This is a genomic window from Microbacterium sp. LTA6, from assembly GCF_045690355.1.
In the GTDB taxonomy this organism is placed as follows: Bacteria; Actinomycetota; Actinomycetes; order Actinomycetales; family Microbacteriaceae; genus Microbacterium.
Genome location: NZ_CP147855.1, coordinates 2,453,094 through 2,479,625, shown reverse-complemented (window position 1 = coordinate 2,479,625; position 26,532 = coordinate 2,453,094). Strand labels below are relative to the sequence as shown.

Annotated in this window: 27 protein-coding genes and 1 tRNA gene; 12 read left to right on the top strand and 16 right to left on the bottom strand. The window is 67.0% G+C overall.

The window, feature by feature from the left end:
• The first annotated feature begins 81 nt into the window (after positions 1-81).
• Positions 82-951: an NAD(P)H-binding protein gene (locus LTA6_RS11645; RefSeq protein ID WP_407357876.1), complete on the top strand. Its 870-nt coding sequence runs from the start codon at positions 82-84 to the stop codon at positions 949-951.
• A 3-nt stretch (positions 952-954) separates the two neighbouring features.
• Here the strand turns inward: LTA6_RS11645 and LTA6_RS11640 are convergent, their stop codons facing one another.
• Positions 955-1,704, bottom strand: a complete 750-nt coding sequence (locus LTA6_RS11640) for a phosphoglyceromutase (protein WP_341973901.1) — start codon at positions 1,702-1,704, stop codon at positions 955-957.
• Between the two features lie 57 nt (positions 1,705-1,761).
• Here LTA6_RS11640 and LTA6_RS11635 point away from each other — a divergent pair, with 57 nt between their 5' ends.
• Positions 1,762-2,583 (top strand): class I SAM-dependent methyltransferase, encoded by an 822-nt coding sequence (locus LTA6_RS11635; protein ID WP_407357875.1) that lies wholly within the window; start codon positions 1,762-1,764, stop codon positions 2,581-2,583.
• A gap of 5 nt (positions 2,584-2,588) precedes the next feature.
• On the opposite strand, the gene LTA6_RS11630 is transcribed toward LTA6_RS11635, so the two are convergent.
• From LTA6_RS11630 to LTA6_RS11620, 3 genes are all read right to left on the bottom strand, one after another.
• The gene (locus LTA6_RS11630; RefSeq protein ID WP_407357874.1) at positions 2,589-3,707 is read right to left on the bottom strand and encodes a YgfZ/GcvT domain-containing protein; all 1,119 of its coding nucleotides are present in this window, start codon (positions 3,705-3,707) and stop codon (positions 2,589-2,591) included.
• A 1-nt stretch (position 3,708) separates the two neighbouring features.
• On the bottom strand, positions 3,709-4,311 hold the full coding sequence (locus LTA6_RS11625) for an FABP family protein (RefSeq protein WP_407357873.1): 603 nt from the start codon (positions 4,309-4,311) through the stop codon (positions 3,709-3,711).
• Positions 4,312-4,456: 145 nt separating this feature from the next.
• Positions 4,457-4,747 carry a hypothetical protein gene (locus LTA6_RS11620; RefSeq protein WP_341973897.1) on the bottom strand — a complete coding sequence of 97 codons (291 nt, stop codon included), beginning with the start codon at positions 4,745-4,747 and terminating at the stop codon, positions 4,457-4,459.
• A 73-nt stretch (positions 4,748-4,820) separates the two neighbouring features.
• On the opposite strand from LTA6_RS11620, the gene LTA6_RS11615 reads away from it, so the two are divergent.
• From LTA6_RS11615 to pstB, 7 genes are all read left to right on the top strand, one after another.
• On the top strand, positions 4,821-5,504 hold the full coding sequence (locus LTA6_RS11615; protein WP_341973896.1) for a response regulator transcription factor: 684 nt from the start codon (positions 4,821-4,823) through the stop codon (positions 5,502-5,504).
• 52 nt (positions 5,505-5,556) lie between these two features.
• Positions 5,557-7,722, top strand: coding sequence for an RNA degradosome polyphosphate kinase (locus LTA6_RS11610; protein ID WP_407357872.1), 2,166 nt, complete (start codon positions 5,557-5,559; stop codon positions 7,720-7,722).
• On the top strand, positions 7,719-8,714 hold the full coding sequence (locus tag LTA6_RS11605) for an NUDIX hydrolase (RefSeq protein ID WP_363548310.1): 996 nt from the start codon (positions 7,719-7,721) through the stop codon (positions 8,712-8,714). The genes LTA6_RS11610 and LTA6_RS11605 overlap by 4 nt, the downstream gene beginning before the upstream one ends.
• A 155-nt stretch (positions 8,715-8,869) precedes the next feature.
• Positions 8,870-9,970 (top strand): phosphate ABC transporter substrate-binding protein PstS, encoded by a 1,101-nt coding sequence (locus tag LTA6_RS11600; protein ID WP_363548312.1) that lies wholly within the window; start codon positions 8,870-8,872, stop codon positions 9,968-9,970.
• Between the two features lie 112 nt (positions 9,971-10,082).
• Entirely contained in the window at positions 10,083-11,060 is a 978-nt protein-coding gene (gene pstC, locus LTA6_RS11595; protein WP_363548314.1) for a phosphate ABC transporter permease subunit PstC, read from the top strand.
• A 1-nt stretch (position 11,061) separates the two neighbouring features.
• A complete protein-coding gene (pstA, locus tag LTA6_RS11590; RefSeq protein ID WP_363548315.1) occupies positions 11,062-12,150 on the top strand; it encodes a phosphate ABC transporter permease PstA in 1,089 nt (362 codons plus the stop codon).
• Between the two features lie 31 nt (positions 12,151-12,181).
• Positions 12,182-12,961 (top strand): phosphate ABC transporter ATP-binding protein PstB, encoded by a 780-nt coding sequence (pstB, locus tag LTA6_RS11585; RefSeq protein ID WP_363548317.1) that lies wholly within the window; start codon positions 12,182-12,184, stop codon positions 12,959-12,961.
• Positions 12,962-13,042: 81 nt separating this feature from the next.
• Here pstB and LTA6_RS11580 read toward each other — a convergent pair whose 3' ends face one another.
• From LTA6_RS11580 to sigK, 4 genes are all read right to left on the bottom strand, one after another.
• Positions 13,043-13,927 (bottom strand): aminodeoxychorismate lyase, encoded by an 885-nt coding sequence (locus LTA6_RS11580; RefSeq protein WP_407357871.1) that lies wholly within the window; start codon positions 13,925-13,927, stop codon positions 13,043-13,045.
• A gap of 157 nt (positions 13,928-14,084) precedes the next feature.
• Complete coding sequence (locus LTA6_RS11575) at positions 14,085-14,714, bottom strand: DNA-directed RNA polymerase subunit beta (protein WP_341973888.1); 630 nt, start codon at positions 14,712-14,714, stop codon at positions 14,085-14,087.
• 27 nt (positions 14,715-14,741) lie between these two features.
• The gene (locus tag LTA6_RS11570; protein WP_407357870.1) at positions 14,742-15,512 is read right to left on the bottom strand and encodes an anti-sigma factor domain-containing protein; all 771 of its coding nucleotides are present in this window, start codon (positions 15,510-15,512) and stop codon (positions 14,742-14,744) included.
• On the bottom strand, positions 15,509-16,108 hold the full coding sequence (gene sigK / locus LTA6_RS11565; RefSeq protein WP_341973886.1) for an ECF RNA polymerase sigma factor SigK: 600 nt from the start codon (positions 16,106-16,108) through the stop codon (positions 15,509-15,511). The genes LTA6_RS11570 and sigK overlap by 4 nt, the downstream gene beginning before the upstream one ends.
• A 247-nt stretch (positions 16,109-16,355) precedes the next feature.
• Here sigK and LTA6_RS11560 point away from each other — a divergent pair, with 247 nt between their 5' ends.
• The gene (locus LTA6_RS11560; protein WP_341973885.1) at positions 16,356-17,018 is read left to right on the top strand and encodes a fasciclin domain-containing protein; all 663 of its coding nucleotides are present in this window, start codon (positions 16,356-16,358) and stop codon (positions 17,016-17,018) included.
• Between the two features lie 545 nt (positions 17,019-17,563).
• Positions 17,564-18,115, top strand: coding sequence for a hypothetical protein (locus LTA6_RS11555; protein ID WP_407357869.1), 552 nt, complete (start codon positions 17,564-17,566; stop codon positions 18,113-18,115).
• A 63-nt stretch (positions 18,116-18,178) separates the two neighbouring features.
• On the opposite strand, the gene LTA6_RS11550 is transcribed toward LTA6_RS11555, so the two are convergent.
• A complete protein-coding gene (locus LTA6_RS11550) occupies positions 18,179-18,694 on the bottom strand; it encodes a CGNR zinc finger domain-containing protein (RefSeq protein WP_341973883.1) in 516 nt (171 codons plus the stop codon).
• 25 nt (positions 18,695-18,719) lie between these two features.
• Between LTA6_RS11550 and LTA6_RS11545 the strand changes: the two genes are divergently transcribed.
• Complete coding sequence (locus tag LTA6_RS11545; protein ID WP_407357868.1) at positions 18,720-18,929, top strand: hypothetical protein; 210 nt, start codon at positions 18,720-18,722, stop codon at positions 18,927-18,929.
• Here LTA6_RS11545 and LTA6_RS11540 read toward each other — a convergent pair.
• The 7 genes from LTA6_RS11540 to topA all read right to left on the bottom strand — a co-directional run bounded on the left by LTA6_RS11540 (position 18,926) and on the right by topA (position 26,495).
• A complete protein-coding gene (locus tag LTA6_RS11540) occupies positions 18,926-19,399 on the bottom strand; it encodes a DUF1697 domain-containing protein (RefSeq protein WP_407357867.1) in 474 nt (157 codons plus the stop codon). The genes LTA6_RS11545 and LTA6_RS11540 overlap by 4 nt on opposite strands.
• A 56-nt stretch (positions 19,400-19,455) precedes the next feature.
• Positions 19,456-20,037: an isochorismatase family protein gene (locus tag LTA6_RS11535; protein WP_341973880.1), complete on the bottom strand. Its 582-nt coding sequence runs from the start codon at positions 20,035-20,037 to the stop codon at positions 19,456-19,458.
• Between the two features lie 66 nt (positions 20,038-20,103).
• Positions 20,104-20,176, bottom strand: a tRNA-Thr gene (locus LTA6_RS11530).
• 69 nt (positions 20,177-20,245) lie between these two features.
• Positions 20,246-21,802 carry an alpha/beta hydrolase gene (locus LTA6_RS11525; RefSeq protein ID WP_341973879.1) on the bottom strand — a complete coding sequence of 519 codons (1,557 nt, stop codon included), beginning with the start codon at positions 21,800-21,802 and terminating at the stop codon, positions 20,246-20,248.
• Positions 21,799-22,956, bottom strand: coding sequence for a DNA polymerase III subunit delta' (locus tag LTA6_RS11520; RefSeq protein ID WP_341973878.1), 1,158 nt, complete (start codon positions 22,954-22,956; stop codon positions 21,799-21,801). Before LTA6_RS11520 ends, LTA6_RS11525 begins: the two co-directional genes overlap by 4 nt.
• Before the next feature lie 54 nt (positions 22,957-23,010).
• The gene (gene tmk / locus LTA6_RS11515; protein WP_341973877.1) at positions 23,011-23,640 is read right to left on the bottom strand and encodes a dTMP kinase; all 630 of its coding nucleotides are present in this window, start codon (positions 23,638-23,640) and stop codon (positions 23,011-23,013) included.
• Positions 23,637-26,495 (bottom strand): type I DNA topoisomerase, encoded by a 2,859-nt coding sequence (topA, locus tag LTA6_RS11510; protein WP_407357866.1) that lies wholly within the window; start codon positions 26,493-26,495, stop codon positions 23,637-23,639. Before topA ends, tmk begins: the two co-directional genes overlap by 4 nt.
• Positions 26,496-26,532: the final 37 nt, after the last annotated feature.

Genomic DNA, 26,532 nt, shown 5'->3' with positions numbered 1-26,532 from the left:
GTCCAGCCTCGCATATAGATACGGACAGGATCAGACCTTAACTGCTCGTATCGTGAGGGACCACGGACGAAAGGAGCGATCATGCGCATCGCCGTCACCACCCCCAACGGCCACGTCGGACACCACCTCGCACGCGCCCTCGTCAGGGCGGGAGTGCGGCCCCTCCTCGTCATGCGCGACAGGAGTCGAATGGACGACGAACTGCGGGAGGTCGCTGACGTCGCCGAAGCCGACTCCCTGAACGCCGGGGAGATCGTTGACGCGACTCGCGGCGTGGACGCCCTGTACTGGGTCGACCCGCCGTCGATGACCGACGACCCGCTCGCGGACTACGCAAGGGCGACCGAGGCTGTGACGGCCGCGGTCACCGCCAACGGCATAGGCCGGGTCGTCTTCCAGAGCAGCGTCGGAGCCGAGAAGCGCCACGGCGCCGGCGAGATCGACGGGCTCGCCGCGACGGAGATGGCCCTGGATGAGCTCGACATCGACGTCACGCACCTGCGCTGCGGATACTTCTTCACGAACCTGGTCATGCAGCTCGACGCGATCCGGTCTGGAACGATTCCGGTGCTGCTGCCGCCCGACTCTCGGATGAGCTGGGTGGCCCCGCGAGACATCGCGGACGTGGCCGCCGGCCTGCTCCTGAGCACGTCATGGTCCGGACGCCGGGTGCAAGCCGTCCACGGACCTGCGGATCTCAGTTGGAACGATGTCGCCGCGATCTTGGCGTCCGAGCGGGGAACTCCCGTGAAGGCCGAGCAGATCGCGGACGATGAGATGCGACGCATCTACCTGTCTGCGGGCATCTCACAGTCCGCGGCCGAAGCGCTGCTCGGCATGTCAACGGGACTGCGCGACGGTTTCACACCGGAGCAGGCTCGCACGGTCGTGTCCACCACGCCCACCACTCTGAGATCGTGGGTCAGCGAAGAGCTGACCCACGATCTCTGAGTACTACTTCTTGCCCTGCGCGGCGACCGCTGCGGCACCGGCTGCGGCGGCCTCGGGATCGAGGTAGCGCCCGGGCCCGGTGGGGACGTTGTTCTCGTCGAGCTCGTACACCAGCGGGATGCCCGTGGGGATGTTGAGCTCGGCGATGTCGTCATCACTGATGCCCTCGAGGTGCTTGACGAGACCGCGCAGCGAGTTGCCGTGCGCCGTCACGAGCACGGTCTTGCCCGCCTCGAGGTCGGGAACGATGGCGCTCTCCCAATAAGGCAGCATCCGATCGATGACCAGCTTGAGCGACTCGGTGCGCGGCACCTCGCCGTCGATGCCGTCGTAACGCGGGTCGTTCACCTGGCTGAACTCGCTGTCGTCGTCGAGCAGGGGCGGCGGCACATCGAAGGAACGACGCCACAGCTGGAACTGCTCCGGGCCGAATTCCGCGAGCGTCTGGGCCTTGTCCTTGCCCTGCAGTGCGCCGTAGTGGCGCTCGTTGAGACGCCAGGAGCGGGTGACCGGAATCCACAGGCGATCGGCGGCATCGAGCGCGATGTTCGCGGTCTGGATCGCGCGGCTGAGCAGTGAGGTGTGCAGGACATCGGGGAGGATGCCGGCTTCGGCGAGCAGCTCGCCACCGCGCTGAGCCTCTGCCTTGCCCTGCTCGTTCAGGCGGACATCCACCCAACCGGTGAAGAGATTCAGTTCGTTCCACTCGCTCCGGCCGTGGCGGAGCAGGATCAGGGTGCGCGTCGCAGTCATGCGGCCAGTTTATCGGGGAGGTCGTCGACCACGCCCGCGGGCTGGAAGGATTGACTCATGGCGTCATCTCCACTCGGCCGGCCGACTCGGGGCACCACCGGGACGAACCGTCTCCGCCGGAGCGATCGCTGGATCGCCGTGAGCAGCGCGTTCCGCTCCTCTCCCGATCCGCTCATCGTCGATCTCGGCTACGGGGCGAGCGGCGTGACGGCGTTCGAACTCGCCGCGAGACTGCGGCAGGTGCGATCCGACGCCGAAGTGATCGGCCTGGAAATCGATCCTGTGCGCGTCGCCACGGCTCGCGAGCAGCTCGAAGAGGTGCGCGCCGGCCGCACGCCGTTCCCGCCGGATATCCGCGTCTCCTTCGCCAGGGGCGGGTTCGAGGTGCCGCTCCCCGACGGCAGACGCGCCGCCATCATCCGCGCGATGAACGTGCTCCGCCAGTACGACGAGGCAGATGTCGCCGCGGCCTGGCGCGCGATGGCCGCGAGACTGGCCCCCGACGGGCTGCTCGTGGAGGGCACGTGCGACGAGATCGGCCGCGTCTCCAGCTGGGTCGACGTGACCCCGGACGGGCAGCCGGTGCGCTTCACGATCTCCCTGCGCCTGGCAGAGCTGGAACATCCGAGCATCGTGGCCGAGCGTCTGCCGAAGGCCCTGATCCATCACAACGTCCCCGGTGAACGCATCCACGCTCTGCTCACCGACCTCGACCGCGAGTGGGCCAGAGCCGCTTCGCTGTCGACATTCGGCGCGACCCAGCGCTTCCTCGCCACGGTGGCGGCACTGCGCGATCTGGGCTGGCCGGTACGCGGCGGCCGCACCCGCTGGCGCCTGGGCGAGCTCACGCTGCCGTGGGACGCGGTGGCTCCGCTGTAGGCGGCTCAGCCGTCCCGGGGATCCGGTGCCGTCGGCCGGCGGGAGAGGCGCGTGAGTCGCGGGATATCGGCCGTCGCACCAGCATCCGCCGGAACGATCACCTGCTGCGCCGCCGCGATGTCGACCCCGTCCGCGCGGACGACGAGGTCGCCGATCGGAGTGCGCCGAGAGAGGATGGCGAGCGCGATCGGTCCTTCCTCATGGTGACGAACGGCGGAGGTGATGTGACCGACCTCGTCATCGCCCGCGAACACCGGCGCTCCTGATTCCGGAAGCACGTCGTCGCTGCCATCGAGATGCAGAGCAGCCAGCCGGCGCGGCGGGTGACCGAGGTTGTGCACCTTGGCGACCGTCTCCTGGCCGCGGTAGCAGCCCTTGCTGAGATGCACCGCACTGCGGATCCAGTCCGACTCGTGCGGCAGGGAGCGCTCATCGACTTCAGCCGCCCAGCGCGGTCGCCAGGCCGCTACCCGCAAGGCCTCCGCAGCGAGGAGGCCGGCGACCTCATCATGAGCGAGCGCAACGGCGAGGGCCTCGGCCGGTGCCGCCTCGAGGATCGCCACTCGCCAGGCCAGGCCGGCTCCGGGGTGATCTGCGATCTCGGCGTACTGGTGCCCGCCGGCGCGCACCTGCTGCCAGGGGTCGGCCCACACCAGGGCGGTGCCGTTCGGCGCGAAGGCCGCGGCCGTCGCCGTCGCGGCCGCCGTGCCGCCGTCGACGAAACCGAGAAGCGTGAGATCCGACCGGACCGCCACGGTGACCTGCGTGCGGAAGACCATGCGGGACAGCCAGGCGCCGAGCGGTTCCGCATCAGCGGCGTCGGCGATCAGCCAGGCCGTGGTCCCGTCGTCGAGTACACCGGCGGCGTGCTCCACTCGGCCCTGCGGGTCGAGGACGAGCAGTTCCGTGCTCTCGCCCGGCGCCAAGCGCGCGACCGATTGGGAGGTGATCGAATCCAGCCAGCTCAGGCGTTCCGGACCGGTGACCTCGACGATCATGCGGTCATCGAGCGGTGCGATCGCCGTGCCGGCGATGAGTCGGCGCTGCTCCCGGATCGGATCGCCGAAGTGCGCGAACCCTCTGTCGCCGGCGACGGCTCCCTCGATCTCCCCGAAGCCGGCCACGTCAGACCTTCGCCAGTCGGGCGGACGCATGCGAGCTGAGAGCCGTGCCGAGCGCGGCGATGTCCCATGCCCACAGCAGGTGCCCGTCGACGAGCCCGTACATGCGCGTCGCCGCACCGTACTCCTTGGCTCCGGCGCCGCGGACGATCGCGTCGGATGCGATATCGATGCGCGGCCCGCTGATCTCGCCGAGGTACAGCTCCAGCGTCCCGTCGGCATGCGCCAGCGATACTTCGATCGGGAAGCCGCCCCCGGCGCCACGCAGCTCTTCCACGTCGTCGACAGTGCGGACGACGGCAAGATCGAGCGGAGGCAGCAACGCGGGTCCCGCGTCGGCATCCGTCGCTGCGCGCGACAGCCGCCAGAACCCGACCTCGGCAATCAGCTGGACCGGATCGGAATCATCGTCAGCGGTGAAGGTGGCCGTACCGGAGTAGTTCAGAAACGGGCCGCCGTCATGGCTGAAGCTCACGCGGTGCGCGAATTCGCCCTGCAGGCGACGCTCGCCGATCGTGTAGTCGATGACGCCAGTGCCCTCCCAGACGCCGATCAGCCAGGAAAGAGGCACGATGTCGGCCGGAAGGTCGGTGGGCAGTTCGAGCACGATCAGCTCAGCGCTGGCCGCGGAAGAGGTTCAGCAGCACGACGCCAGAGACGAAGGCGATCGCGAGGCTCGCCAGGCCCAGCAGGCCGATGAAGAAGAGTTCGAGCGCCAGGAGATCCATGTCTCCCACATTACCCCCACCTGGTCAGGAGGGGATGAGCGCAGCGAGACCGAAGCCGACCGAGATCAGCCCCATGATCAGCAGTGCCCCTGTAGCGCTGCCCGCAACCCGGAAGATGAACCCTTGCGTGCGGCCGTACCAGAGCTGCACGGCGAAGGAGAGCAGTACGACACCGCCGAAGGCCACGAGCATCCACGGCACCCGCCATTCCTCCGGCACGAAGATGCCGATGGCGATGCTCGCGAGGAAAGCTGCAGCCCACACGCCGAAGACCGCGATGAACGGGTTACGGGGGGCGAGTGCCGGTTCGGACATGGCTCCATTGTTGCGCATCCGGTGCCGGTATCATGGCCCCACGGCGTCGACCGTCGTCTCGGAAGGATAGTGCGTGGCCCTGCTGCTGGTTCTGACCAACGCTCCGGTTTCGGAGGAGGTCCTTCCCGCGCTCGAACTGCTCAGCCATCGAGTGCGCCAGATCCCTGCGGAGCCCGCACGGCTGATCAATGCGCCCGAATATGACATCGTCATCGTCGACGGCAGGCAGGACCTCGCCGCGGCGAAGTCGCTGTGCCGTCTGCTGCGCGCCACCGGGCAGGACTCGCCGCTGCTGCTCGTCGTGACCGAGGGCGGCATGAGCGCCGTCTCCGGCGAATGGGGCATCGACGACGTGCTGCTCTCGACCGCCGGTCCTGCGGAGGCCGATGCCCGCATCCGCCTGGCTCTGGCGCGACGCGACGATGCCGCCGCTCCCACCCGCGTGCAGGCGTCCGGCATCACCATCGACGAGCAGTCGTACTCGGCGAAACTGCACGGCAAACCCCTGGACCTCACCTACAAGGAGTTCCAGCTGCTGCACTTCCTGGCCACCCATCCGTCACGGGTGTTCACCAGGGAGCAGTTGCTCAGCGAGGTCTGGGGATACGACTACTTCGGAGGCACCCGCACCGTCGATGTGCATGTGCGGCGCCTGCGCGCGAAACTCGGCGACCAGGAGCAGATCATCGGCACCGTCCGCAATGTCGGCTACCGGTTCAATGTGTACGACGACGAGTCCATCGCCGCAGCACGGTGACGAAGCATCCGCGTTCACACGCGCGTCACCTCACGGTGCTTAGATGTACCCCATGATCGATCCCGCACTCGCCGATGCCGGCCTCGGCGACGCAGAAGACGACGACTTCGACGCCGTCGAGTCCCCGGATGCCCTGCTTCCCGACCACCGCTACCTGGATCGCGAGATCAGCTGGCTCGCCTTCAATAAGCGCGTGCTCGAGCTCGCAGAGGACGCCTCGCTTCCCGAGTTGGAACGGGCGAACTTCCTCGCGATCTTCGCAAGCAACCTCGACGAGTTCTTCATGGTGCGCGTCGCCGGGCTCAAGCGCCGCATCATGACCGGCCTCGCGGTGCCGACCAACATCGGCCGCTCTCCAGCCGACGCGCTCGCCGACATCTCCCGCGAGGCGCACGCGCTGCAGCTCCGCCACGCGGACGCGTGGACCTCGCAGGTCCGCCCCGCCCTCGCGGACGCCGGCATCGAGATCACCGAATGGTCCGAGCTCACCGATGACGAACGCGCTGCACTGTCGGAGTACTTCCAGCTGCAGGTGTTCCCCGTCCTCATGCCTCTGGCCGTCGACCCCGCGCACCCGTTCCCGTACATCTCCGGGCTGTCACTGAACCTCGCGATCCGCATCCGCAACGCCCGAACCGGACGTCAGGAGTTCGCGCGCCTCAAGGTGCCGCCGATGCTCCCCCGTTTCGTCGAGGTGCCGGGCTCCGGCGAGATCCAGCGATTCCTGCGCTTGGAGGAACTCATCGCCAACCACCTCGGCGACCTGTTCCCCGGCATGGAGGTGCTCGATCACCACGCCTTCCGCCTCACCCGCAACGAAGACATGGAGATCGAGGAGGACGAGAGCGAGAACCTCATCCAGGCGCTCGAGGCCGAGTTGCTCCGGCGTCGGTTCGGTCCGCCCATCCGTCTCGAGATCACCGACGACATGGACGACGTCACGATGGGCCTGCTGGTGAAAGAGCTCGACATCACCGACCAGGAGGTCTACCGCCTCCCCGGCCTTCTCGATCTGCGCGGTCTCTTCGATCTCGGGCGCATCAAGCGCCCCGACCTGCGCTTCCCGCCGCACCTGCCGACGACGGCAGTGGCCTTCCAGCCGACCGGCTCGAGCACCCGCGCCGACATCTTCAAGGCGATCCGCAAATCCGATGTGCTGGTCCACCACCCGTACGAGTCCTTCACCACCAGCGTCGTGGCGTTCCTCGAGCAGGCGGCCCGCGACCCGCACGTGCTCGCCATCAAGCAGACCCTCTACCGCACCTCGGGTGACAGCCCGATCGTGCAGGCGCTCATCGACGCGGCAGAATCCGGCAAGCAGGTGCTCGCACTGGTCGAGGTCAAGGCTCGATTCGACGAGGCGAACAACATCGTCTGGGCCCGAAAGCTCGAGAAGGCGGGCGTGCACGTCGTCTACGGCCTGGTCGGGCTGAAGACGCACTGCAAGCTCGCTCTCGTCATCCGCGAGGAAGACGGGATGCTGCGGCACTACTCGCACGTCGGAACCGGCAACTACAACCCGAAGACGAGCCGCATCTATGAGGATTTCGGCCTGTTCACCGCCGACGCGCAGGTCGGGAAGGATCTCACCCGCCTGTTCAACGAGCTCAGCGGCTATGCCATCGAGAAGAAGTTCAAGAGGCTGCTGGTCGCTCCGCTGCACCTGCGCAAGGGGCTCATCCGGCAGATCGACAACGAGCGCAAGAACGCCGAGGCCGGCAAGCCGGCGCACATCCGCATCAAGGTGAACTCGATGGTCGACGAGGAGATCATCGACGCGCTCTACCGCGCGAGCGCGGCCGGCGTGAAAGTCGATGTGTGGGTGCGCGGCATCTGCAGTCTCCGGGTCGACCTCGACGGCATCAGCGACAACATCACGGTGCGCAGCATCCTGGGCCGCTATCTGGAGCACTCGCGCATCTTCGCCTTCGAGAACAACGGCGACCCTCAGGTGTACATCGGCAGCGCCGACATGATGCACCGCAACCTCGACCGCCGCGTCGAGGCCCTGGTGCGTGTCACCGATCCTGCGCACCTCAAGGATCTGCTGACGTTCTTCGACCTCGCTCTCGATCCCGGCACGATCTCCTGGCACCTGGGTGCGGAAGGCGCATGGGAGCGCCACGCCGTGGACGCGAACGGCAATCCGCTGGTCGACCTGCAGGATCAGACCATGGGGTTGATCCAGAAGCGTCGTCGCTCACGGTCGGTGCGATGACTGTTCGCCAGGCTGAGGGATCCACGTCGGCGCAGAGCCTGGCGCGCCCGAAGACGGTCGAGAAGGCCGTGTACGCGGCCGGCGCCGTCGTCTGGCGCATCGTCGACGGCAAGCTGCGCATTCTGCTCATCCACCGGACCAAGTATCGCGACGTCACGCTGCCGAAGGGCAAGGTCGATCCGGGCGAGATGCTCGCCGAGACGGCGGTGCGCGAGGTGCACGAGGAGACGGGCATCCGCGTGTCGCTGGGCGTCCCCGTCGGTGTCAGCCGCTACCACCTCGCGTCGACGAAGCAGAAGGTCGTGCACTACTGGGCGGCGGAAGCGACGGAAGACGCTATTCGCGCATCGACGTTCGTGCCGAACCGGGAGATCGCCGCGATCGAATGGGTCAGCGTGAAGAAGGCACGCGCGCGTCTGAGCTACCCGGTCGATCTGGAGATCCTGGACTTCTTCGACAATCTCGTCGACGACGGCGTCCTGCACACGTTCCCGATCGTGGCGTTGCGGCATGCGAAGGCGCTCTCCCGCTCAGAATGGGACGGAGCGGATGCCGCGCGTCCGCTCAGCGAACGCGGCCGCCACCAGGCCAAGTCGATCGTCGGGCCGCTGCGCGCCTTCGGAATACGCAAGATCGTGACCAGCGATGCCGTTCGCTGCGTCGACACCGTGAAGCCGCTCGCGAAGTCCCTGGAGCGCAAGGCCGTGCGGACCGAGCAGATCAGTCAGGACGCCTGGGAGGACGGCACCGCCGACCTCCGATCGATCGTCGGCCGACGCGTGCGATCCGGAAAGCCGGCCGTCCTGTGCAGCCACGGGCCCGTGCTGCCAGGACTGCTCGCCGAGATCTCGCTGGCCACCGGGACCATTCGCGGCTCCTACCTCTCCAGCGCCGCCGACCTCGAGCCCGCCGCATTCTCTGTCGTGCATCTCTCCGCCACGAACCCGGGCTCGGGCATCATCGCCATCGAAACGCACGTTCCGAAGGTCTGAACGTCGCTTTCGGGTGCGGGAGAGCCGCCCCAGAGGGTTGCCGGTCGTTCACCTCCCGTTCACCTGCGCGGGAGAGTCTCGTTAACCGCCGCGTCTAGCGTCACTGTGTGCCCTGCACCGGGCCTCTACCCCATCCACGATCGAACGGATCCACAGTGAAGATCTCCCGAATCGCACGAATCGGCGCCATCGGCGCCGTCGCCGCCCTCGCGCTCGCCGGCTGCGCCGCGAACGAAGGCGGCACCGGCTCCGCCGAGGAGCCCACAGAGTCCACACTCTCCGGCACCGTCGACGCCACGGGCGCCTCCTCGCAGGCTTCCGCCCAGGAAGCGTGGGTCGCCGCGTTCCAGACCGCAAACCCCGACGTCACGGTCAACTACGAGCCCACCGGATCGGGCACGGGACGTGAGAACTTCCTCGAGGGCGGCAGCAACTTCATCGGCTCCGACCGCGCGTTCAACGACGACGAGGTCGCCGCCGGCGGCTTCGGCGCCTGCACCAGCGACGCCATCGTCGAGGTCCCGCTCTACATCTCGCCGGTCGCCGTCGCGTTCAACCTCGAAGGCATCGACACTCTGAACCTCGACGCCAAGACGATCGCGGGCATCTTCGCCGGCACCATCACCAAGTGGAACGACGGCGCCATCGCAACACTGAACCCGGACGCGAAGCTCCCCGACCTGGCGATCTCGCCGGTCCACCGCTCCGACCCCTCCGGCACGCAGGAGACCTTCACCAAGTACCTCCAGGCAACGGCCCCCGACGTGTGGACGCACGAGCCGGCTGACGTATGGCCGATCGAAGGCGGCGAAGCCGCTCAGGGCACCTCGGGTGTCGTCCAGGCCATCACCGCCGGCAACGGCGCAATCGGCTTCGCCGACGCCTCACAGGTCGGCGACCTCGGCCAGGTCCATGTCGGCGTCGGCGAGGAGTTCGTCGCGTACTCCGCTGAGGCCGCATCGAAGCTCGTCGAGAACTCGCCCCTGGTGGAAGGCCGCGGCGATGGCGACCTCGTCTTCGATGTCGACCCGGCCTCGGCCAGCGACGGCGCCTACCCCATCGCTCTGGTCAGCTACCTGATCGGGTGCGAGGAGTACGAGGACACCAACGTCGCAGCGCTCGTGAAGGCGTACTTCCAGTACATCGCGAGCGCCGAAGGACAGGACGCCGCCTCGGAGAACGCCGGCAGCGCACCGATCTCCGATGGTCTGCGCGAGCAGGTCCTGACCGCGATCGATCTCATCAAGGTCAGCTGATCCGGCCTTGACGGCTGAGCGCTGATCTCGTCGCCCCCGCGTCCGAACCGGGCGCGGGGGCCTCGATGAGTCAGCACCCGATCCACCCGATTCCGCCCGAAACAGGGAGACCATGAGCACGATCGCGCAGGCACCGACTCCGGCGCCGACACAGGCGCCGCCCGCCCCGATCAAGGCCAAGCAGCGACTCGGCGACCGGGTCTTCTCCGGCACCGCGCTCGGAGCGGGGACCATCATCCTCGTCGTCCTCGCCGCGGTGGCCGCCTTCCTTCTCATCCAGAGCCTCCCGGCGTTCCAGCTGGACACGAGCGACAACCACATCCTCAAGGGCGAGTCGTTCTGGGTCTACGTCTGGCCGCTCGTCTTCGGCACTCTCTGGGCCTCGTTCATCGCTCTGCTGATCGCGGCCCCGATCGCCATCGGCATCGCCCTGTTCATCTCGCACTACGCCCACCGCCGTCTCGCCGCGATCCTCGGCTACATCATCGACCTGCTCGCGGCGGTTCCGTCCGTGGTCTTCGGCCTCTGGGGCGGTCTCGTGCTCGCTCCCTTGCTCCAGCCGATTTACGCCTGGCTGAGCACCCACGCCTCCTGGGTCCCGTTCTTCGGCGGCCAGGTCTCCTCCACCGGGAAGACGATCCTCACCGCGGCCCTCGTGCTCGCGGTCATGTGCATCCCGATCATGACGGCGATCTGCCGCGAGGTGTTCCTGCAGACTCCGAAGCTCCATGAGGAGGCCGCACTGGCTCTGGGGGCGACTCGCTGGGAGATGGTGCGGATGGCCGTTCTCCCGTTCGCTCGAGGCGGCATGGTCTCGGCCGCAATGCTGGCGCTCGGCCGGGCACTCGGAGAGACGATGGCCGTGACCATGGTGCTCTCGCCCTCCGCGGTCGTTAGTTTCCTGGTGCTGACCGCCACGAATCCGACTCCCATCCCGGCGAATATCGCCTTGGCCTTCCCCGAGGCGCACGGCACCGGCGTCAACACGCTGATCGCGACCGGCCTCATCCTCTTCGTTGTGACCTTCGTGGTCAACGCGTTGGCGCGCTGGATCGTCGCCCGCCGCGCCGAGTTCTCGGGAGCGAACTGATATGACCGTCCTCACCGCCCCCGCCCCCGCCCCCGCGGCGACTCTCACTTCCGGCAAGTTGCCGAAGTGGGCTCCGTGGGCCCTGCTCGCCGCATCATTCGTGATCGCCTTCGCCGTGTTCGGTGTGGCGGCGATCGGAGCGGATCTCGCTGACTTCAACATCACCGGGGCCAGCGTCGTCGGCATCCTTCTCTACATGGTCCTGATCACGGTGATCTCCTCGATCGCCGAGAGCCGCCGCAAGGCGGTCGACCGACTGATGACGGCACTCGTCGCCACGGCGTTCCTCATCGCGCTGCTGCCGCTGGTGTCACTGCTGTGGACGGTCGTCGCGAACGGGATCCAGCGCTTCGACGCCGAGTTCTTCAGTTTCTCGATGCGGAACGTCGTCGGCGACGGCGGCGGAATCGTGCACGCGATCTGGGGTACCCTCCTGATCACTCTCACGGCGACCGTCATCTCGGTGCCGGTCGGCTTGATGACGTCGATCTACCTGGTCGAATATGGTCGCGGCAAGATCGCGAAGGCGATCACCTTCCTCGTCGACGTGATGACCGGCATTCCGTCGATCGTCGCGGGCCTGTTCATCTACGCCATGTTCGCCCTGCTCGTCCGCCCGGGCATCTCGATGGGCATGATGGGAGCGCTCGCCCTTGCCGTGCTGATGACGCCGGTCGTCGTCCGCGGAAGCGAGGAGCTTCTCAAGATCGTCCCGAACGAGCTTCGCGAGGCGTCGTATGCACTGGGCGTTCCGAAGTGGCTGACGATTCTCAAGGTCGTCTTGCCTACGTCGATCGCCGGCATCACCACCTCGGTCATGCTCGCCATCTCGCGTGTTATCGGCGAGACCGCACCTCTGCTGCTGACGGCCGGCTTCACGCAGAGCCTGAACACGAACATCTTCAACGGCCAGATGATGACCCTGCCGGTGTTCGCGTACAACCAGTACATGAACCAGGGCACGAATCCCGAGGCCTCCCTCGATCGGGCATGGGCCGCCGCCCTCACCCTGATCCTCATCGTCATGGTGCTGAACCTGCTCGCGCGCCTCATCGCGAAGTGGTTCTCCCCGAAGACCAACGGCCGCTGAGCCTCCCGACTCCATCCGTAAGGAAACAGAAGTGTCCAAGAGCATCGAAGTCAACGACCTCAACGTCTACTACAGCGACTTCCTCGCCGTCGAGGGCGTCTCCCTCGAGATCCAGCCCCGCAGCGTGACCGCCTTCATCGGTCCGTCCGGATGTGGCAAGTCCACCTTCCTGCGCACCCTGAACCGCATGCACGAGGTCATCCCGGGCGCGCGCGTCAAGGGTGAGGTACTGCTCGACGGCAAGGACCTCTACGGCCCCGGCGTCGACCCGGTGCTCGTGCGGCGTCAGGTCGGCATGGTCTTCCAGCGTCCGAACCCGTTCCCGACGATGTCGATCAAGGAGAACGTGCTCGCGGGGGTCAAGCTGAACAACGTCCGCATGTCCAAGAGCGATCAGGACGCACTCGTGGAGAAGTCGCTGATCGGCGCGAACCTGTGGAACGAGGTCAAGGACCGGCTCGACAAGCCCGGCTCCGGCCTGTCCGGCGGCCAGCAGCAGCGCCTGTGCATTGCCCGTGCGATCGCCGTCTCGCCCGAAGTGCTCCTGATGGACGAGCCGTGCTCCGCGCTGGACCCCATCTCGACGTACGCGATCGAAGAGTTGATCGGCGAGCTGAAGAACGAGTTCACGATCGTGATCGTCACGCACAACATGCAGCAGGCGTCGCGCGTATCCGACAAGACCGCCTTCTTCAACATCGCCGGCACCGGAAAGCCGGGCAAGCTCATCGAGTTCGACGACACCAAGTCGATCTTCACGACCCCGTCCGTGCAGGCCACCGAGGACTACGTGTCCGGCCGATTCGGATAAGTCCCGGCTCGTCTGGCCTGAGTGCCCGGGGACTTCGGTCCCCGGGCACTTCTGCGTTTCTGGGCGCTTCGTCTCAAGGCGCTAGTCGCGGGGCGACAGCAGGTACCGGTTCAGCTCCGCGGTGAGGGCATGGTCCACCGGCAGCGCCATCTCGTCGACGGCGGTGATCGGGGCAGCGAGGCGGACGCTCGACACCAGCCAGGCGGCATCCGCTCGGGAGAGGTCGGATGCCGGCACCTGGGCGTACCCGACGTCGAAACCACGCGCCGCGAGGTGCTCGTAGACGCTCAACTGCGTGGTGCCGTGCAGGATGCCGCCGTTCGGCGCCGGCGTCACGAATCGGTCGCCGAAACGGAGGATGAGCGAGGCCGTCGGCGCCTCCAGTACGAAGCCGTCGCTGGAGAGGAAGATCGCGTCGTCGGCGCCGCGACGATGCGCCTCACGCAGTGCCGCCATGTTCACAGCGTACGAGAGCGTCTTCGCCCCGAGCAGCAGCCACGGGGCCCGCTCCGCCGCGCTCAGGTCGTAGCCGCGATCGAGCGTGACGACTCTGATCCCGCGTTCGCGCGACGCGGTGAAGTCGGATGCCGGCGCCGCCGTCACCCACGCGGTGGGCGTCGGCCCGTGCTCGACACCCCGGCTGAGGATGAGCTTGATGACGGACTCCCCCGCCGGACACTGCGCCGCCGCCAGATCAACCGCCTGACGCCACTGCACGAGATTCGGAACGGGCAGGTCGCACAGTTTCGCCGAATGGGCGAGCCGCTCCAGATGCGGCACCACCTCCTGCGCGTGGGCGTCGATCACACCGATCGACTCGAAGACGCCGTCTCCGCGCTGCGTGCTGAGTTCGCCGACGCTGAGGGCCGGAGCGGCAGCATCCACTGCCGTGAACGTGTCGCCGAAATCGGCGCGTTCCTCACCAGCGGCGACGGGGTCGATCATCAATGCGAAGCGCCAGTTCATGAGAATGAGCCTAGAGGTCGGGAATAGCACTCGCCGTATCGCGTTATTATTGATCGGCCGGGCCGCATAACCCCGGGCTCCAATTTTTGCCGCTTTGAGCGGCCTTCCGCCGAGAGGCGTTCTTGCGGCCCGGTCTTTTCATACCCGGGCCGCTCCTTCAGGCCAGGGCGCTCGCCCGCCACAGCACCGCTGATGCCGCCAGATCCTGCGCATAGCTGCTCAGTCTCAGCGCCCGTGTCGTGAGCTCGCTCGCTCTGACCGGCTCGGTCGGCTCGTAATCATCCGCCGTGTGCGTCGCACCCGAGGCCTGGACACGGCAGAACGCGGCCGCCCGCTCGAGCGCCACGGCGAAGTCGCCCCGGAACGCGCCCCGCAGGATCGTGTCGATGAGTTCGACGAGTTCGTCGGGGTTCGCCGGTACGGGGGCTCCCGCGACGACGGCATCCGCCGACAGCAGCTCGACGCGCCCGCGCTCGTAGAGCAGCGCCGCGGTCTGCGGGTCGCCGTGGATCGCGAGCTGCAGGAGGTACAGCCGCCAGAGAGCACCGGGGAGCGTGCGCGCCGGAGCCTTCGACCAGAGCTCGGCGATCTCGTCGATGCCGTGCTCGGCGGTGAACGCCACCAGGCGCTCGGCACTCACGCCGCTTTCGTCGGCGCGCACCCGGGTCAGCAGAGCGGATGCGGTGGCATGAGCCGTTCGCGTCTCCTCGGCGGGGTCGTGGGCGCCGACCAGGTTGTCGAAGGCGCTGGTCGGACGACGCACGGGTCGGGAGTGCTGCTCGGGCATCGAACAAGGCTACCCGTGCTGGGTGGCTCAGGCCGTCGGAATCACGATCACCGGATCGCTGGTGGGCTGTCCGCTCGGCGAACCGCCGGCCTGCTCGACGGTCACCGCGATGACGTCGCCGGCATGCATGTCGCCCTGCAGAGCCGCCGTCGCATCGCCGCCGTCGACCGTGAAGACACCGGCGGAGACGGGTGTCTCCCCTCGAACGAACCACAGTTCGTACGTCTCGCCGTCGCTCGGCGCCGCGATACCGTCCGTGACGAGCACGGCTGCCCCGAGAGAATCCGACCAGTACGCCGTGGCCGTGCCTCCCGACTCCAGTTCGATGCTGGCCTGCGCGGCGTCATCCGCCGACCGGATCTCGTCGAGCGCGATGACGTCCGCCGGACGATTCAGCTGTTGGTTGAGCGCGACCGCACCGATTCCCAATCCGACCAGAACGGCGAGGCATGCGGCGAGCGCCAGAACCGCCCGGCTCCAGCGGCGCTGCGGCCGTCGCTCCAGGATCTCGGGCGCCGCGAGCGGAGACTGCGCCGGTGGAACACTCGATGTTGGGGAATCTTCCTGCGGGATCTGCGGGGTCTGCGCGATCTGTGCGAGGAGAGAGGCGCGGATGCCGTCCGGCGGAGCCACCGGCAACGCGAAGGCAAGCGACGCGGCCGTCTCGGCATCCTCCTCGACGATCGCCCGCCATTCGGGGTGCGCGGCGAGAGCGCCGCGGAAGCGCGCATCATCCTCGGGTGACAGAGCGTGCAGGGCGGCGCCGGCCGCGAGCTCCGCGAATTCCTTCTCGTTCATGCCGTCACCCCCATCGCCGCACGGAGACGTGTGAGTCCGTCTCGCATCCGAGTCTTGATCGTTCCCAGTGGTGCTCCGATGAGCACCGATATCTCGTTCTGACTGTAGCCACCGTAATAAGCGAGGACGAGCGCTTCGCGCTGCGCTTCGGGCAGGCCCCCCAGCGCTTCGACGACCTTCTCGCCGTCGATGCCCAGCTCCACCTGCTCGGCGACGCTGTCGTGGGCGACCCCGATATCACGCAACCCTGCTCGCACATCGCGGTCCGAACTGGACTGTGATGCGCGTACCCGATCGATGGCCCGACGATGTGCGATCGTCATCACCCATGCTCTTCCCTGCCCCTTGTTCGGAGCGAACCGGGATGCGGATTGCCAGATCTCGAGGAAGACCTCCTGCAGCACTTCCTCGCTCTGTGCGCGGTTCACGAGCACTCGGAGTATCAGTCCGAAGACGCGCGGGGAGAGTGTGTCGTACAGGTCCGCGAAAGCCCGCTGGTCGCCGTCGGCAGTGCGGATGAGGAGCTCGGCGACGGCGTCGCTCGCCGTCCCGTCCTCGGGCACGTCCATTCCGTCGATGACCATCTCCACCAGCATGCCGCATCTCCCCTCGATTGCGTGGGAGCGTCACCTGAATGTGAGGAAGGAGCCTCGACCCCCGGCGTCAACCCGACCGTGGCCCCTCGGCATCCTGTCCTCGCCTCCGTCAGTGATTGTTCGCTCCGGACGGGCCCGTCGGATTGGATTCTGCGAGATCCGAGATTCTTCCCATCCGATCTGCGACGGGCTCCGAACAGATGTCGACGCCACGGAGATGCCGTGGTCTTGATCTCCGGAGGTAGAGATGTTCAGCACCAAGAAGAAGATCACCGCAGCATTGTCGCTCGGCTTCGCCAGCGTTCTCGTGCTCTCGGGTTGTGCCATGGGCAGTGGCCCGGCTGAGGAATCGACCGAGCCCAAGGCTCCCGAGACCTCGGAGGAGTCCGAAGCGCCCGAGACGATGGATCCGGCAGCGAACCTCGTCGGTCCTGGCTGCGCGGCATATGCCGAGGCCGTCCCGGACGGCGCCGGTTCCGTGCAGGGCATGTCTCAGGACCCGGTCGCTGTCGCGGCATCCAACAACCCGCTGTTGAAGACCCTGGTTGCCGCAGTGAGCGGACAGCTCAACCCGGATGTGAACCTGGTCGACACCCTCAACGGTGACGAGTTCACCGTCTTCGCGCCGGTCGACGAGGCCTTCGCGAAGATCGACCCGGCGACCATCGAGGCACTCAAGACCGACAGCGCCACGCTGTCGTCGATCCTCACCTACCACGTCGTTCCCGGGCAGATCGCGCCCGCTGACATCGCCGGCACGCACACCACGGTGCAGGGCGCAGACCTCGAAGTCACCGGAAGCGGTGACGAGTGGATGGTCAACGACGCGATGGTGATCTGCGGCGGAGTGCAGACCGCGAACGCCACCGTGTACCTGATCGACACGGTGCTGATGCCGCCCGCTCAGTAGCAGCGGGTTCGCCGAGTGGGGATTCTCGGTATCTGATCCTCGTGCGGGTCGGGGGACTCGCACGAGGATCAGAAGCGGCCGCCGATGACATTTGTCGTCGGCGGCCGCTTCTGTGCGCCCGGGACGAGTGCGCACGGGCTGCCGAGCAGAGACCATCAATCGGGCGCACTAGACTGGGAGGACACGGGCCTCTAGCTCAGTTGGCAGAGCATCGGACTTCAACAAAATAGGAGCGCCTCGGGGGAAACTCCGGGGATGACACCACTCAAAGTCGGGGAACCCTTACTGGGCAACCAGTTGGCAATCCCGAGCCAAGCCGGACGCGAGTTCGGAAGGTGTAGAGACTGGACGGGTGGCACCTACGGCGAAAGCTATGGTGAAGGGACAGTCCAGACCACGAACGCCCAATGGGCGGCGGCGAAAGCCGAAGTGGCAAGTTAATCCGCGGGTCGAGGGTTCGAGCCCCTCGGGGCCCACCGTGTTGTTACTCGGATCGAGTGCGGCTGCGATTTTCGCACCGTGCACTCGCGTCGGATCCTGCCCTCTTGATGTCAGAGCGTGGCGATATCGTCACAGCAACGACGGCGGGAAGAGACATGCACGATGACGATGCGATAACGCCTCCGGATGGCGCACGGAAGCAGTGCGCGACGTGCCGGCAGTTCAAGGCCCTGACAGGCTTCAATCGAAAGTCGTCGCGGGCAGACGGGCGCCAAGAGGTCTGCCGCGACTGCAATCGGGCATCCTCACGGCGCTACTACCAGCGCAATCGCGAGCATCACATCACAGTGATCCGCGCGCGAACCGTTGCACAGAAGGCGATGAGTCTCGCCTACGTCGCCCAGTACCTGATCGATCACCCATGCGTTGATTGCGGAGCGTCCGACCTCAGAGTTCTGGATTTCGACCACAGACCAGGCACCGACAAGCGAGACGGCGTCATGCAACTCATACGCAACGGATTCAGCATCCCTTGCATCGCAGAGGAGATCGCGAAATGTGATGTCCGCTGCCGCAATTGCCATGCGATCGTGACGTACGAGCGCATGGGAAGCAATTGGCGTTCCCTCGCGATGACCGAACGAAATGCAGAGTAGAAGCGTCCCGATGGCCCCGAGTAGATCCGTCACATCCCTCGGCAACCCGGCCGGCGTCCACGGTCAGTAACGCGCCCGGTGCCTACGCACAGCGGCGCGGTTGGCGCAGCGCACCGAGCAGTACCGCTGCCGACCGTTGCGGGTCACATCGACGACCACATGAGTGCACGGCTCGGCCGCACAGCGACCGAGCCGGCTCATCCCCCGCGTGGACAAATGCAGCGCCGTGCCGACGGAGATCACCGCACGCAGCACGGCGGGTAGCCTCTGGATGTCGTCGCGATAGTGCAGGTGCCAACCCTCGCCATCGTGGTCGGTGAGTCGCGGATACGCCGCCGTCGCCGCCATCACGGCGTTGAGCGCGTCGGCGCGCATCGAGCCGGAGCCGGCATCGACAACGCTCAGCCATTCGTCGATCACCTCTCGCGTGCGGGCGTGGTCATCCGAAGCCTCGGGGAACGCCATCGTCATGCCGAATTCCCGGGTGCGTTCCTCTATCCCGTCGCGGTCGGCGGGCCACTCGTTCGCGAGCGACGCCGCCATCAGGACCGCATATTCGCCGTAAGGGTTGAGATGCATAAGGCCATTACATCACGCTGGAACCATGGCTGATCTCGACACCCGACCGGTACCGGTCGCACTCCCCCGGAAAGCACTGCACGAACACGCTTGGGTCACCGAATCCCGGCATCCGACGTCCGAGGGCGTGCTGCTCTATGTGAAATGTGCGGGATGCGGGACTCGCCGTGTCGATGTGCAGGCGCGCCTTCAGCATCCGCCGACCGCGCTCAGCCGTGAGATCGACGCGACCTAGGCGGTCAACTCGGCCAGCTTCCTGGTCGTGCGCAGATTGCGCGCAGTGCCGGCGACGCCCAACGCCCGATCGAGCACCGCCTTCGTCAGTTTGGTCGCGTGAACGCCACCTTCGGCGTAGTTGATCCAGAGGTCGTCGCCGACCAGGGCGAGCTCCTCTCCCGGCACCAACCGCTCCCGCAGAGCCTCCACCGCGCCCGGTGTCGGCGAGCCCTCCAGGAACATTGCGTGCAGCAGCTTCTCCACCGGATTCGCGAACGGCTGTGCGGCGAGCGAGGCGACCAGAGCATCATGCGTACGCAGGATCACCGGGGTGTCGACGCCGAACTCATCGGCGATCAGCCGCCGCACCTGGGCGCAGGCCGCCGCAGAGTCCTGCGGATGCGCGCAGACGATGTTCCCGCTCGCGATGTACGTCGACACGTCCTCGACGATCCCCGATGCCGTCAGCCGCTCGCGCAGGCGCGCCATCGGAACGGAGTTCCTGCCGCTGACGTTCACCGCCCGCAGTAGGAGAACACTGCGACTCACGCCTCGGTGCTCTCGACCAGCTCCGCACCGGCGTGCGCGAGTTCCGCGAGCGCCGCCTCGCTCGGCTCCGCTGCGACCCCCGCGATGAGATCGGTGAGGATGCGCACGCGCACCCCGTGCTCGATCGCATCCAGAGCGGATGCCCGCACGCAATGGTCCGTCGCGATCCCGACCACATCGACGCTCAACACACCACCGGCCGTCAGCACCGTCCCGACGGTCAGACCGTCTTCGGTGACACCCTCGAACATCGAGTAGGCAGGCTTGCCCTGCCCTTTACGGACGTGATGAGTCACCGCATCCGTCACGAACAACGGGTCGTACTCGGCCCCGTCGGTGCCGGCGACGCAGTGCGTCGGCCAGGTGTCCACGAAGTCCGGAGCGTCCGAGAAATGGCCACCGTTATCGCCATCGACATCGTGCCAGTCGCGCGAGGCGATGATGGCGTCGTAGTCGCCCGCGTGGTCAGCGAGGAACGCGGTGATCCCGGATGCCACGGCATCTCCACCGGCGACGGCGAGCGCGCCGCCCTCGGTGAAATCGTTCTGCACATCGACGATGAGAAGTGCTCTGCTCATACTTCGAGGGTACGCCGCCGGGACGGGAAAGGCCCCGTGATGTTCTTCACATCACGGGGCCTTCGGAGCCGCCCAAGGGAATCGAACCCTTGACCTTCTCATTACGAGTGAGATGCTCTGCCGACTGAGCTAGGGCGGCGTGTGCCGCATAAGCGGCACGATCAACGATATTACCCTGTCCGAGAGCGCGCCGCGAACCGACGCGGGTTCACTCGCAGCGCAGACCGTCTTCCGGCACGACGTCGTTGAGGAAGAACGCCTCGACCGCGTCGTCCACGCACAGATTGCCCTTGTTGTAACCGGTGTGCCCCTCGCCGACACGGGTGATCAGAACGCCCTCTTCGAGCTGGCCCGCGAGCGCCTCCGACCACGCGTAGGGAGTCGCCGGGTCGTTCGTCGTGCCGATCACGAGGATCGGCCCCGCACCGGCGGCAGTGATCTCGCCCCGTGTGCCGGTCGGCGGGTACGGCCACACCTCACAGGAGTCCGGACCACTCCAGTACGGTGCGATCGTGGGTGCGCCCTCACGGATCTTGGCCATCGTGGCCTCCTCCGCAGCGGGGTCGTTCTCGACCGGGTAGTCCATGCAGTTGTAGGCACGGAAGGCTTCGCTCGAGTTGTCGATATAGGTGCCGTCCTCACGACCGTTGTAGAAGTCGGCGAGATAGAAGGCTGTGGCCGGGTCACCCTGCAGCGCCTCGGTCAACGCCTGGGTGAGGTAGCTCCAGCTCTCCTGCGAGTACAGCGCGGCGATGATCGCAGTCATCATCGCGTCGGCGCCCATCATGCGTCCGTCGCCGTTCTCGAGCGGCAGACGATCGGCACTCGCGAGCAGCGCACCGAGATCGGCCATGGCGTCGTCGACCGTGCCGTTGAACGGGCACTCGCCGGAATCGAGGCAATCCTGCATGTACGCCCGCAGTGCGGACTCGAAACCGAGTGCCTGTGTGGCGCCCACCTCGAGCCCAGGCACGGAAGGATCGATCGCGCCATCGAGGACAAGGCGACCGGCCTTCTCCGGGTAGAGCTTCGCGTAGGTCGCGCCGAGGAACGTACCGTACGAGAAACCGAGGTAGTTCAGCTGCTTGTCGCCGAGGACCGCGCGGATCAGATCCATGTCGCGCGCCGAGTTGATGGTGGTGATGTGCTCGAGGATGCCGCCGCTGTTCGCTTCGCACGCGTCGGCGAACGTCTTATGCGTCTCGAGCAGTTCGGCCTCCCACTCCGGGGTGCCACGCGGGGCCACCGGGATGCCGTAGAGGTAGTCGTCCATCCCTGCCGCGTCGAGGCAGGTCACGGCCGTGGACTGGCCGACGCCACGCGGATCGAAGCCGATCACGTCGTAGCTTTCGATGAGAGCAGAACCGACAGCGAAGTCGAGGCTCCCCTGGATGAGGTCGACGCCGCTCGCGCCTGGCCCGCCGGGATTGGTCAGCAGCGAGCCGAGCGGCGTTCCCTCCGCCTGGTGGCGCACCACCGAGAGCTGGATCTCGCCGTCGCCCGGATTCTCCCAGTCCAGTGGCGCGGTGACCTCGGTGCAGTCGAAACCGTTGCCGCACTCGCTCCAGTCCAGCGTCTGCCCGTAATACCGGAGCAGGTTCTCGGCAACCCCCTCGGTGTCCGGCGCATTCGTGCGGGACGGACGCGGAGCCGCCTGCTCGGGGATCATCGCATAGAGGCATCCGGAGAGTGCGACGGATGCGGCGGCAAGGCCGGCGATGAGCGCGGAAGCGCGCCGGATGCGGGAAGTCGTACGGTGGGTCACGGTGTCCTCCCGCTCGTGACAGTCACGAGCAAGCTCTCCAGGGCGAGCAGCGGTGCGACGTTGCGCTCCAGCGACTGACGCGTCTCGGCAAGGTGGTCAAGTACGACAAGCGTACGTGTCTCAGGCCATGCGGCCGCGAGCCCGCTCAGCTCGGCACGCAATTCGCTGTTGATGAGCTCGTCGTCCCGGCCGAACTGGAGCATCACGACGTCGCGGAACAGCGATTGCATATCGGTGAGCACGCGGTCGATGCCGTCACGCAGACTTCGCGTCGCGCGCTTCTTCTGATCGTCCTCCAGCGCCGACAGCTGTGCGCGCAGCGCGGGTGGCACCGCCTGCCCCTCGGCGATGCCGACGGTACGCAGCAGTGATGCGCGCTCGGTCGCGTCGCGCTCGGCCGTCAGCGCCTTCGCATCCTCGGTCGCGGCCTGGATGATGCGCCCGGCGACCTCCACGGCATCACCGACGCCGCGCACCGCGAGCACGGAGCGAAGGGTGTCATCCCGTCGACGGCGGGCGTTCTCGTCGACGGCCAGCCGCTGAGCCATGCCGATGTGACGCTGCGCATGACGTGCGGCCTGCTCGGCGACGACCTCATCGACGCCGGTGCGCAGCACGATCAGCCGGGCGACATCGGCGACGTCGGGCTCGCGCAGGCGCAGCGAGCGGACGCGGGAGCGGATCGTCGGCAGCAGATCGGCTTCGCTGGGCGCGCACAGGATCCACACCGTCTGCTCCGGCGGCTCTTCGAGCGCCTTCAGCAGCACGTTGGAGGTGCGCTCGACCATGCGATCGGCGTCTTCGACGACGATCACGCGATAGCGACCCGCTGATGGCGCGAAGTACGAGCGTTCGACGAGAGCACGAGCCTCGGCGATCGTGATGATGACCTTGTCGGTGCGCAGCGCCGTGACGTCGGGATGGGTACCGGCGAGCACTTGGCGCATCGCCGCCTCGTCACCTGGTTCATCGGCGACCAGTGCGGCCGCGAACGCATAGGCGAGTGTCGACCGCCCGGACCCGGGTGGGCCGGTGATCAGCCAGGCGTGCGAGAGGGCTGCGGGATCGGATGCTGCGGCGCGCAGCGTCTCGACAGCAGCATCCTGCCCCCATACGTCGGCCCAGGGAAACGGAGCGGCGACAGTCTGGGGCATGGACTCAGCCTAACCGGGAGCAGGGACAGCCCATTGGTCGACGACCAGCAGGACTCAGGCGAAGAGCGCGGCGACGCGGGTGCGGATGCCGGCGGCGATGGCATCCGGATCACCAGCGGCGTCGACCACGAGGAAACGATCGGGCTCGGCGGCAGCGAGCGCCAGGTATGCGTCCCTGACCCGTCCGTGGAACTCGGCCTTCTCCGCCTCCAGGCGATCGAAGGGCTTGTCGGCCGAGTCCAGCCGCGTCCGAGCGGTCGCGGGATCCAGGTCGAGAAGCACCGTGAGATCGGGCAGTGCCCCCTCAGCAGCCCACAGCGACAGCTCACGGATCTCGGTGGCATCGAGCACGCGGCCGGCCCCCTGATACGCGACGGAGGAGTCGAGGTAGCGATCCTGCAGAACCACGTCTCCGCGCTGCAGCGCTGGTCGTACGACGGTCGCGACATGGTGCGCACGATCGGCCGCGTACAGCAGCGCCTCGGCCCGCGGAGCGATGTCACCGCGATGATGCAGGACGATGTCGCGGATGAGGTGCCCCACCTCGGAACCGCCCGGCTCGCGAGTGCGCAGCACGGCGTGCCCCGCACCGGTCAGCCACGACTCGAGGAGATTCGCCTGCGTGGTCTTGCCGGAGCCGTCGCCGCCCTCGAGAGTGATCCAGATGCCGGACCCTTCGGTCACGCGTCCGCCTTCTTCTTGGCCGCGTTGGCAGCCCGCGTCGCCGCGGCCTTCTTGGCCGCCGCCGAGCGGGCAGCGGCCTTCGCCGCATCCGTCTTCGCCGGAGCCTTCTTCGCAGCGATCTTGGCCGGAGCCTTCTTGGCAGGTGCCTTCTTCGCCGGGGCCTTCTTCGCGGGAGCCTTCTTCGCCGCGGCCGTCTTGGCACCGCGCTTGGGAGCGGGTCCCTTCGCACGCTTGTCAGCGAGCATCTCCACAGCTCGCTCGAAGGTGATGTCCTCGGGCTTCTCACCGCGCGGGATCGTGACGTTCGTCACGCTGTCGGTGACGTACGCGCCGAACCGTCCGTCCCGGATGCGGATCGGCTTGCCGCTGACGGGGTCGGCATCGAACTCGGCGAGTGCGCTGGATGCGCGGCGGGAGCCGGCGCCGTACTTCGGCTGAGCATAGATCTCGAGAGCCTGCTCCAGCGTCACGTCGAAGATCTGCGCTTCGCTCTCCAGCGAGCGCGAGTCGGCGCCCTTCTTCAGATACGGCCCGAATCGGCCGTTCTGCGCGGTGATCTCGTCGCCTGTCTCGGGATCGGTGCCGACGACACGCGGCAGGCTGAGCAACTGCAGAGCGGTGTCCAGGTCGATCGTCTCGACGGACATCGACCGGAACAGCGAGCCGGTCCGCGGCTTGGGCGCCGTTTCCTTCTTGGCTCCGCGCTTCGGCTTCGGTGCTTCGACGACCTCGCCGGTGGCCTCGTCGACAGCGTCCGGATCGACCGGATCGTTCTCCTGCACGTAGGGACCGAAGCGCCCGTCCTTGACGACGATGATCTTGCCGTTCTCGGGATTCTCACCGAGTACGCGGTCTCCGGCGACGGGTGCGTCGATGAGCTCCTGCGCCTTGGCCTCGGTGAGTTCGTCGGGTGCCAGGTCTTCCGGCACGTTCACGATACGCGGCTTGGCCTCGGGGTTCGCAGGATCCACGACCTCGAGATATGGACCGTACTTGCCGAAGCGCAGTGTCGCCGTATCGGTGATGCGCGTGGAGTTCAGCGCCCGCGCATCGATCTCGCCGAGGTTGTCGACGACCTGACGGAGGCCGACATGCGAATCGGATCCGAAGTAGAACGACTTGAGCCATTCGACACGGTTCTGCTCGCCGCGCGCGATCGTGTCGAGGTCATCCTCGAGTGCTGCGGTGAAGTCGTAGTCGACGAGCTCGGCGAAGTGCTCCTCGAGCAGACGCACGACGCTGAATGCGAGCCATGTGGGCACCAGAGCCTGGCCGCGCTTGACCGCGTAGCCGCGGTCGAGGATCGTCTCGGGGATCGATGCGAACGTCGAAGGACGACCGATGCCCTTCTCCTCGAGCACCTTCACGAGGGATGCCTCGGTGTAACGGGGCTTGGGCGTGGTGCGGTGGCCCTTCGCCTCGGCATCCGACACGGCGAGCGCGTCGCCGACGGCGACCGCCGGCAGCGACTGGTTCTCGGCCGCATCGGCATCGCCGCGCTTCTCGTCGCGGCCCTCCTCGTACGCCTCCAGGAAGCCCTTGAAGGTGTAGACGGTGCCGGATGCCGTGAACTCGACGGTCTGCCCAGCGGCATCCACGGCGATGGTGACCGTGGTGGTCTCGTACTTTGCGTCGGCCATCTGGCTGGCGACGGTGCGCTTCCAGATGAGGTCGTAGAGACGCTGTTCCTCGCGGTCGAGCTCACCGGAGAGGGATGCCGGAGTGCGGAAGTTCTCACCCGATGGGCGGATCGCCTCGTGCGCCTCCTGCGCATTCTTGCTCTTCGACTTGTAGACCCGCGGCTTCAGCGGCACGGCGGCGTCGCCGTACAGGGCCACGGCCTGGCTCCGCGCAGCCTGCACCGCCTGGGTGCTCAGCGCGACGGAGTCGGTACGCATATAAGTGATGTACCCCTTCTCGTACAGGCGCTGGGCGACGCTCATCGCCTGCTTCGCACCCATCGAGAGCTTGCGCCCTGCCTCCTGCTGCATGGTCGAGGTCGTGAAGGGGGCATACGGGCTGCGGGTGCCGGGCTTCGCCTCGACCTTGGTGACGGTTCCGGTGCCTACGGTTTCGACCGCCTGGGCGAGGGCTGTGGCCGCGGCCTCATCGAGGATGATGACGGCCTTCTTGAGCTTGCCGTTGTCATCGAAGTCGGTGCCTCGAGCCAGTTGACCGCCGTCGACGCGGACGAGGCGGATCTTGAAGCTGGTGCCGGTCGCTGCCGCTGCGGCGTCGACGTCCCAGTACTCGGCGGACGAGAACGCCATCCGCTCGCGCTCCCGATCGACGACCAGGCGGGTGGCCGCTGACTGCACGCGGCCCGCAGAGATGCCGGTCTTCACCTTGTACCAAAGCACGGGCGAGACGTCCCAGCCGTAGAGGCGGTCGAGGATGCGGCGGGTCTCCTGCGCGTCGACGAGGTCGTGGTCGAGCTCGCGGGTGTTGCCGACGGCCGCCTGGATCGCGTCCTTGGTGATCTCATGGAAGACCATGCGCTTGACGGGGACCTTCGGCTTGAGGGTCTCGAGCAGGTGCCAGGCGATCGCCTCGCCCTCGCGGTCCTCATCGGTTGCGAGCAGGAGCTCGTCGGCGGTCTTCAGCGCACGCTTGAGTTCGGCGACCGTCTTGGTCTTGCGGTCGGACACGACGTAGTAGGGGTCGAAGCCGTTCTCGATGTCGATCGAGTACTTGCCGTAGGCCTGCTTGTCCTCGGCCGGGATGTCCTTCTTGTCGGCGAGATCACGGATATGGCCGACGGAGCTGAGCACCTCGTAACCGTCGCCGAGGTATCCCTGAATAGACCGCATCTTCGTCGGGGACTCGACGATGACGAGCTTCTTGCCTTCAGCCAAGGGTGCGTCCTTTCTTCGAAGCACACCATACACACCA

Coding starts and splice junctions, on each gene's coding strand:
- LTA6_RS11645 (WP_407357876.1), top strand. CDS start 82: ATGCGCATCGCCGTCACCACCCCCAACGGCCACGTCGGACACCACCTC.
- LTA6_RS11640 (WP_341973901.1), bottom strand. CDS start 1,704: ATGACTGCGACGCGCACCCTGATCCTGCTCCGCCACGGCCGGAGCGAG.
- LTA6_RS11635 (WP_407357875.1), top strand. CDS start 1,762: ATGGCGTCATCTCCACTCGGCCGGCCGACTCGGGGCACCACCGGGACG.
- LTA6_RS11620 (WP_341973897.1), bottom strand. CDS start 4,747: ATGTCCGAACCGGCACTCGCCCCCCGTAACCCGTTCATCGCGGTCTTC.
- LTA6_RS11610 (WP_407357872.1), top strand. CDS start 5,557: ATGATCGATCCCGCACTCGCCGATGCCGGCCTCGGCGACGCAGAAGAC.
- LTA6_RS11605 (WP_363548310.1), top strand. CDS start 7,719: ATGACTGTTCGCCAGGCTGAGGGATCCACGTCGGCGCAGAGCCTGGCG.
- pstC (WP_363548314.1), top strand. CDS start 10,083: ATGAGCACGATCGCGCAGGCACCGACTCCGGCGCCGACACAGGCGCCG.
- pstA (WP_363548315.1), top strand. CDS start 11,062: ATGACCGTCCTCACCGCCCCCGCCCCCGCCCCCGCGGCGACTCTCACT.
- LTA6_RS11580 (WP_407357871.1), bottom strand. CDS start 13,927: ATGAACTGGCGCTTCGCATTGATGATCGACCCCGTCGCCGCTGGTGAG.
- LTA6_RS11575 (WP_341973888.1), bottom strand. CDS start 14,714: ATGCCCGAGCAGCACTCCCGACCCGTGCGTCGTCCGACCAGCGCCTTC.
- LTA6_RS11570 (WP_407357870.1), bottom strand. CDS start 15,512: ATGAACGAGAAGGAATTCGCGGAGCTCGCGGCCGGCGCCGCCCTGCAC.
- sigK (WP_341973886.1), bottom strand. CDS start 16,108: ATGCTGGTGGAGATGGTCATCGACGGAATGGACGTGCCCGAGGACGGG.
- LTA6_RS11560 (WP_341973885.1), top strand. CDS start 16,356: ATGTTCAGCACCAAGAAGAAGATCACCGCAGCATTGTCGCTCGGCTTC.
- LTA6_RS11550 (WP_341973883.1), bottom strand. CDS start 18,694: ATGCATCTCAACCCTTACGGCGAATATGCGGTCCTGATGGCGGCGTCG.
- LTA6_RS11545 (WP_407357868.1), top strand. CDS start 18,720: ATGGCTGATCTCGACACCCGACCGGTACCGGTCGCACTCCCCCGGAAA.
- LTA6_RS11540 (WP_407357867.1), bottom strand. CDS start 19,399: ATGGCGCGCCTGCGCGAGCGGCTGACGGCATCGGGGATCGTCGAGGAC.
- LTA6_RS11535 (WP_341973880.1), bottom strand. CDS start 20,037: ATGAGCAGAGCACTTCTCATCGTCGATGTGCAGAACGATTTCACCGAG.
- LTA6_RS11520 (WP_341973878.1), bottom strand. CDS start 22,956: ATGCCCCAGACTGTCGCCGCTCCGTTTCCCTGGGCCGACGTATGGGGG.